Raw genomic sequence first — 5,305 nt, 5'->3', positions numbered from 1 at the left:
GGTGCGCCGGTAATACCCGTCCACTGACTGCGGTAAAAGCTGTGCACATTCAGTACCTCTTTGTAACCTGCATAAGCCGGATTGATGTAAATCCCGTTGAACATATACTGACTATACTGCGCATCCTGTTGGGCAGATGCCGGCCTTAACATCAGTAAAAGTGGACTCAACACCAACAATAATAATTTCCTCATCCTCACATTTAATTTTTAAAAGCCCTGATCAAAGTGATATACCCTTTAAATACCTGCCACGGCGCAGCTGCATTTTCTTTCACACGAAGTACGTAGTAATAAGTTCCTTCATTTAGCCCTTCACCTGTCCAGTTATTTTGATAATTATCTGATTTATAAACCTGATTACCCCATCTGTTAACAATTACGAGATCGTTTTGCGCAAACAGGTTTAACCCCCTGATTTCAAATGTTTCATTGATACCATCGCCGTTTGGCGTAAACAGGTTGGGAACAAATAAACTACTGCCTGAAACCGAATGCTTGGTAAAAAAGGCGCCGTTTGCTGCCATATCGGTGGCCACCATTACATTGGTGCGCACGTGTACACCGGTTGAAGGATTGGTTACAGATAAAAGATCCCAATTAGAGCTACCAAGATATTTTGCAATGGTTGCCGATGCATCAACAAATTTCGCACCGTCGGTACTGATGTTATGTTGTAGTGTAATTGTTGTTTGGACAGGTACCGAAGAGTAGATGTTCCACATCCTGTCGATACCTTGTATAGTGGTAATTCCTGGCAGGCTTGCTGCAGAATAATTTTCGACACTCACGTAAAATTTACCTGCCGACTGAGGTTGCAAAGTTGCCGGGGTATAATCGCCTTCGGCAATACCTACAGGGAATACAAAAGCAGTATTGCTATCAAACTCTTTTACCATGTGACCGGTTATACTATTGCCGGTGACAACCATCCTGTCGCGGCTGTAGTTAGTGATTTTACCTGCGGCATTGAAGGCCAGGTTATTTCCATTTAAAATAATGTTTGCTCGGTTCACAGCCAGATCAAGTGTACCCCCAATATTAAGTGTAGCAGCAAGTGCACCTGTAGGATTAACCGTATTATATCCCGGATCTTTTACATCCGACAGGATCACGTTATTCTTATTTCTGTGCTCAATAATGAGATTAATAAAATTACTGTTGTTTCCATCGATGGCAGTAGCGCCAGCAGACATAGTGGTATAGTAAGGGTTATCACCAGGATTATAGATAATGATTTTACCTGTACCACTAAAAGTAGCGCCGGGTGCAATCCAGATGTTTTTACTGTAGATTTCAAGTACTCCATTGATTACCCAGTTGGCATTCGGCCCAAAATAGCATCCTTCAGTATAGCGGGTTTCGGTACTCCCTGCGTTAATGGTAACAGCAGAGTTATCTACGGTCATGCTTCCTGCACCTGTTTGAGCATAGCTTGTTATCCCACTAAAAAGAAGCAGAACAGCATTTAATACTAACTTAAACAGCCGCAGTTTAACTAAACAGCTTATATTCTGATATGGCGAATTCATGTAACGCATTTAATTTTTTCGCCCTTTTGAAGGAAGCATCGGATTGGTTATGGTTGGCCCCTGAATAAAGATTTTGTGATCTTCTACCTCTCCGCCTGGGGTAGCTGTGGTTGGAGACAATAAATCGGTATAATTACGTCCGTACCTCAAACGTACATAAGTACTTCTGATGATCCTGGAAAATGGCACTGTCCACGTTAAAGTAACTGAAGTACCAGCTTGAAGCGCCGGAACTGTTACCCGCTCACTATCTTCAAACACACCATTCTGATTGAAATCGATCCAGCCGGAAATATATCCGTTAAAGGTTCCTGTGTATGGGATAGTAGCGGCTATAATGTTGCCGGGCATATAGCTGGCTTTGTAAGAAAAGCTTTTATATTTTGTTGGCCATGCATCTTCTTCCAATACACCAGCAGGTCCGTTATTATTATCACCCATGGCATCTTTACTGTATAGTGGTCCGGCATCAACGTCTGGTGCTATGGTTCCCAGATAACCAGATGTAGAAGCAACCAGCGATCCGGGGGTATAAGCAGTGGTATTTAAATTGGTTGCCGTTGCCGTGGCGGTACCTGCGGCAATTCCATCGGAAGTAATGGTTACTTTTTCAACCGCATGCAATGGGGCACCGTAACTGGCCGGCGCATCACCTCCATCTACGCCCGGAGGCAAAACACCGAGTGCAATTGCTGTTAAGCCCCCACCTTTTAGCGTCACATCGAAGGTTACGGCATAATCGGTACCACTAAAAGCCGTTTCGTTAAAAGTTAAAAACGATATAGCGCCTGTATTATCATCGTTACCTCTTAAAAACTCAAAACGCTGGGCAGTGGTGCTTACGTTCACTTTTCTTACCTCATAAGGGGTAGTTGTATTGTTAAGATTTTTTTGTAGCTCCACGATATTCCAGACACCATCAGCAGTAGCATTAAAATACTCGGCCGGTGCTAAAGACTCCGCATCGCCCAAAACCATACCGGTTAACTTTACCGGTGCTCCCTGCAATGTCGCTTTACAAGTAATCCTGAAGCTACACAAGCCTTTATCCACGGCATTTCTGATGCCGTTTACTAACTTGTTTGCTGTCCCTACTCCTCCGATATTGTAACGGTCATCCATCGAATCGTAGGCAAAGTTTCCAGGCGCATAGCTTTTAATACCGTTGCCCGTTAGATTTGAAATCACTGCCTGTAAACATAAATACCTGCCACCACCCAAATCAATCGACGCGTAAGATGCTGCGCCATCAGCAAGGTCAACATTATGTTTGCCGTAGGGGTTATCAGCTATATTATCAAGCGTTGAACCCCAGGTAAGCCAAAGCACCTGGTTTTTATAGGGACTGGTACCTCCCGTTGCAAATGTCGCCGTTTTAGGTTGTAAAGGATAACATTGAGCCGCAGCATTCTGAGCATGTAGCATTCCCAGAATTATGATCGATGATAAAATGAATATTCTTCTCATGTTGATTTATTTAACAGCAAAAACAATATTCATAAAAGAACCTACAGTCACATCTGCACCCGCAACAACGGTATAGGTTAGTACTCCGGCAGCACTTACCTGCACATTACTAAATACTGTAGCATCATACCAGGTAACATAATAATACAGGTCGGTTTTGGCAATAATTGGCAATGCAGGGGCACCAGGACTGCTTTTTAAGGGCGTTAGAAACTGCTTCGAGTAGCGATCGTAAAGATTCATTGTCCCGAAAGACTCACCGGTAACACCTGATTCAGCGACAAACTGATCGGCCGCAGTAGGAATGACTACTGATGGCATATAAAAGAATTTCGGCATAGCTGCTTTAACCTGTTTTAATATACCGTTCGCATCGGCTACGACTACCTGATCTGTTACGGCGCCAGTTTGTAATCCAGTAACGGCCATTGTATTGTTGCCTCCGGTCGCGACTGTTAACAAATTGGTTCCGGTGGTTACCGTTGTTGCCTGATTTAAGGTACCGCCTAACTGAACGTTATTGTTGGCAACTGTTAAACCGTTATTTGCATTCAATCCCAGTTCTCCGTTGCCGTTGATGGTTACCGGGCTTGTTGCAAGTTGTTTCACCACACCGGCCGCTGTGCCGTTTGCTGTGGCGACGTTCACCTTATAATCTGATACATTTCCTGTAGTCGTTCCGGCAACTGTAGTATTCAAGCCGTTGGATAATGTAGTTGTCTTTTGCGTAGCCACAACTGCTGTGGAAATATCTAGTGGTGCACTTGCTACACCATTTACTGTGGTGATTAGTTTTTTATCAGCATCCAGACTCGTGGTATTGGTATTGATGATGTTTACACCAGTACCTGTTTTGCCATTTACTGTGGTGCTGAATGTATTTCCTGTTGAGGTATTACTTACTGATGTTGCAGCTGATTTGTCGACCCATTCGGTAGCTGTTCCTGCAGCATTTGTAACCAACATTTGATTTGCTGTTCCTGTAGTAATCTGACTGTTGGTTACTTTACCGCCAATGTTGGATAGGGTTAAGTTTGCCTCGTTTACATCAAATGAAAACGCTTTTAATGCAGCGCCTGCTGGGGTTCCTCCCAAAGTTACTTTATTGCTTCCTGCACTAACATTTTCACCTGTGATTGATCCGCTTGGAATTGTGTTAGAGTACGATACGGCACCTGTTGCATCAGCAATAGCTAAACGACCTGCTGTGCCGGTTCCGGCATCCAGTTTTGAAGCAGTTACTGCTTTCGCATCAATTTTTGCATTAGTTACTGCAGCAGTTGCGATATCATCGGCCTTAACTTCGCCGTCTTTAATTTTATCTGTTGTGATTGCATCAGCATCAACTTTAGCGTTAGTTACTGACCCGTCAGCAAGTTTAGCTGTAGTTATCGCACCATCAGCAAGTTTAGCAGTCGTGACTGCACCATCGGTAATCGCTAAAGTAACATCTTTCAATGTTGAACCTGCTCCACCAGTTATCGTGATTCCTGTAGCAGTGATTCCTTTAGTACTGGTTAAGTTGGTTTCTGATAAAGTTTGATAAGTAACTGTTCCGTTTGCATTAGCAGTAGCTACCTGACCAGCAGTTGCGCCGGTTGCATCTAGTTTTGCCGCAGTAATGTTTTTATCTGCAAGATCAGCAGTTTTAACTTCACCGTCTTTAATTTTATCCGTTGTGATCGCATCAGCACCAACTTTAGCATTAGTAACTGACCCGTCAACTATTTTAGTAGTAGTTACTGCACCATCAGCAAGTTTAGAATTGCTTACCGCACCGTCATTCAATTTAGCTGTATTAACTGCACCGTCAGCAAGTTTAGTAGTCGTGACTGCACCATCGGTAATCGCTAAAGTAACATCTTTCAATGTTGAACCTGCTCCACCAGTTACCGTGATTCCTGTAGCAGTGATTCCTTTAGTACTGGTTAAATTGGTTTCTGATAAAGTTTGGTAAGTAACTGTTCCGTTTGCATTCGCAGTAGCTACCTGTCCAGCAGTTGCGCCTGTTGCATCTAGTTTCCCTGCAGTAATGTTTTTATCTGCTACATCAGCAGTTTTAACTTCTCCGTCTTTAATTTTATCCGTTGTGATTGCATCAGCACCAACTTTAGCATTAGTTACTGACCCGTCAACTATTTTAGTAGTAGTTACTGCACCATCAGCAATTTTAGCAGTGGTTACCACACCGTCATTCAATTTAGCTGTATTAACTGCACCGTCAGCAAGTTTAGGAGTAGTGATACCGCCATCAGCAACTTTCAATTTTGAATTTACCAATGTTGCTCCAGTTCCATCGGTTACTGC

At 43.2% G+C, this 5,305-nt stretch carries 4 protein-coding genes; all 4 read right to left on the bottom strand.

Annotated features, from left to right (window positions below; genetic code table 11):
• Window positions 1-194, bottom strand: a 194-nt coding sequence (locus tag AB669_RS21295) for a type IX secretion system membrane protein PorP/SprF (RefSeq protein WP_047801395.1), incomplete at its 3' end; no start/stop codon positions are given.
• Between the two features lie 8 nt (window positions 195-202).
• On the bottom strand, window positions 203-1,531 hold the full coding sequence (locus AB669_RS21290; RefSeq protein WP_197082468.1) for a gliding motility-associated C-terminal domain-containing protein: 1,329 nt from the start codon (window positions 1,529-1,531) through the stop codon (window positions 203-205).
• A 9-nt stretch (window positions 1,532-1,540) separates the two neighbouring features.
• Complete coding sequence (locus AB669_RS21285; protein ID WP_047801393.1) at window positions 1,541-2,998, bottom strand: CshA/CshB family fibrillar adhesin-related protein; 1,458 nt, start codon at window positions 2,996-2,998, stop codon at window positions 1,541-1,543.
• A gap of 6 nt (window positions 2,999-3,004) precedes the next feature.
• Window positions 3,005-5,305 (bottom strand): hypothetical protein (locus AB669_RS22385; RefSeq protein ID WP_197082467.1); only part of this gene is annotated, 2,301 nt, incomplete at its 5' end.

It is taken from the genome of Pedobacter sp. BMA (assembly GCF_001027745.1).
Lineage (GTDB): Bacteria > Bacteroidota > Bacteroidia > Sphingobacteriales > Sphingobacteriaceae > Pedobacter.
Note: the sequence above shows the minus strand (reverse complement) of the source record. Positions and strands in the feature narration are given on the sequence as shown.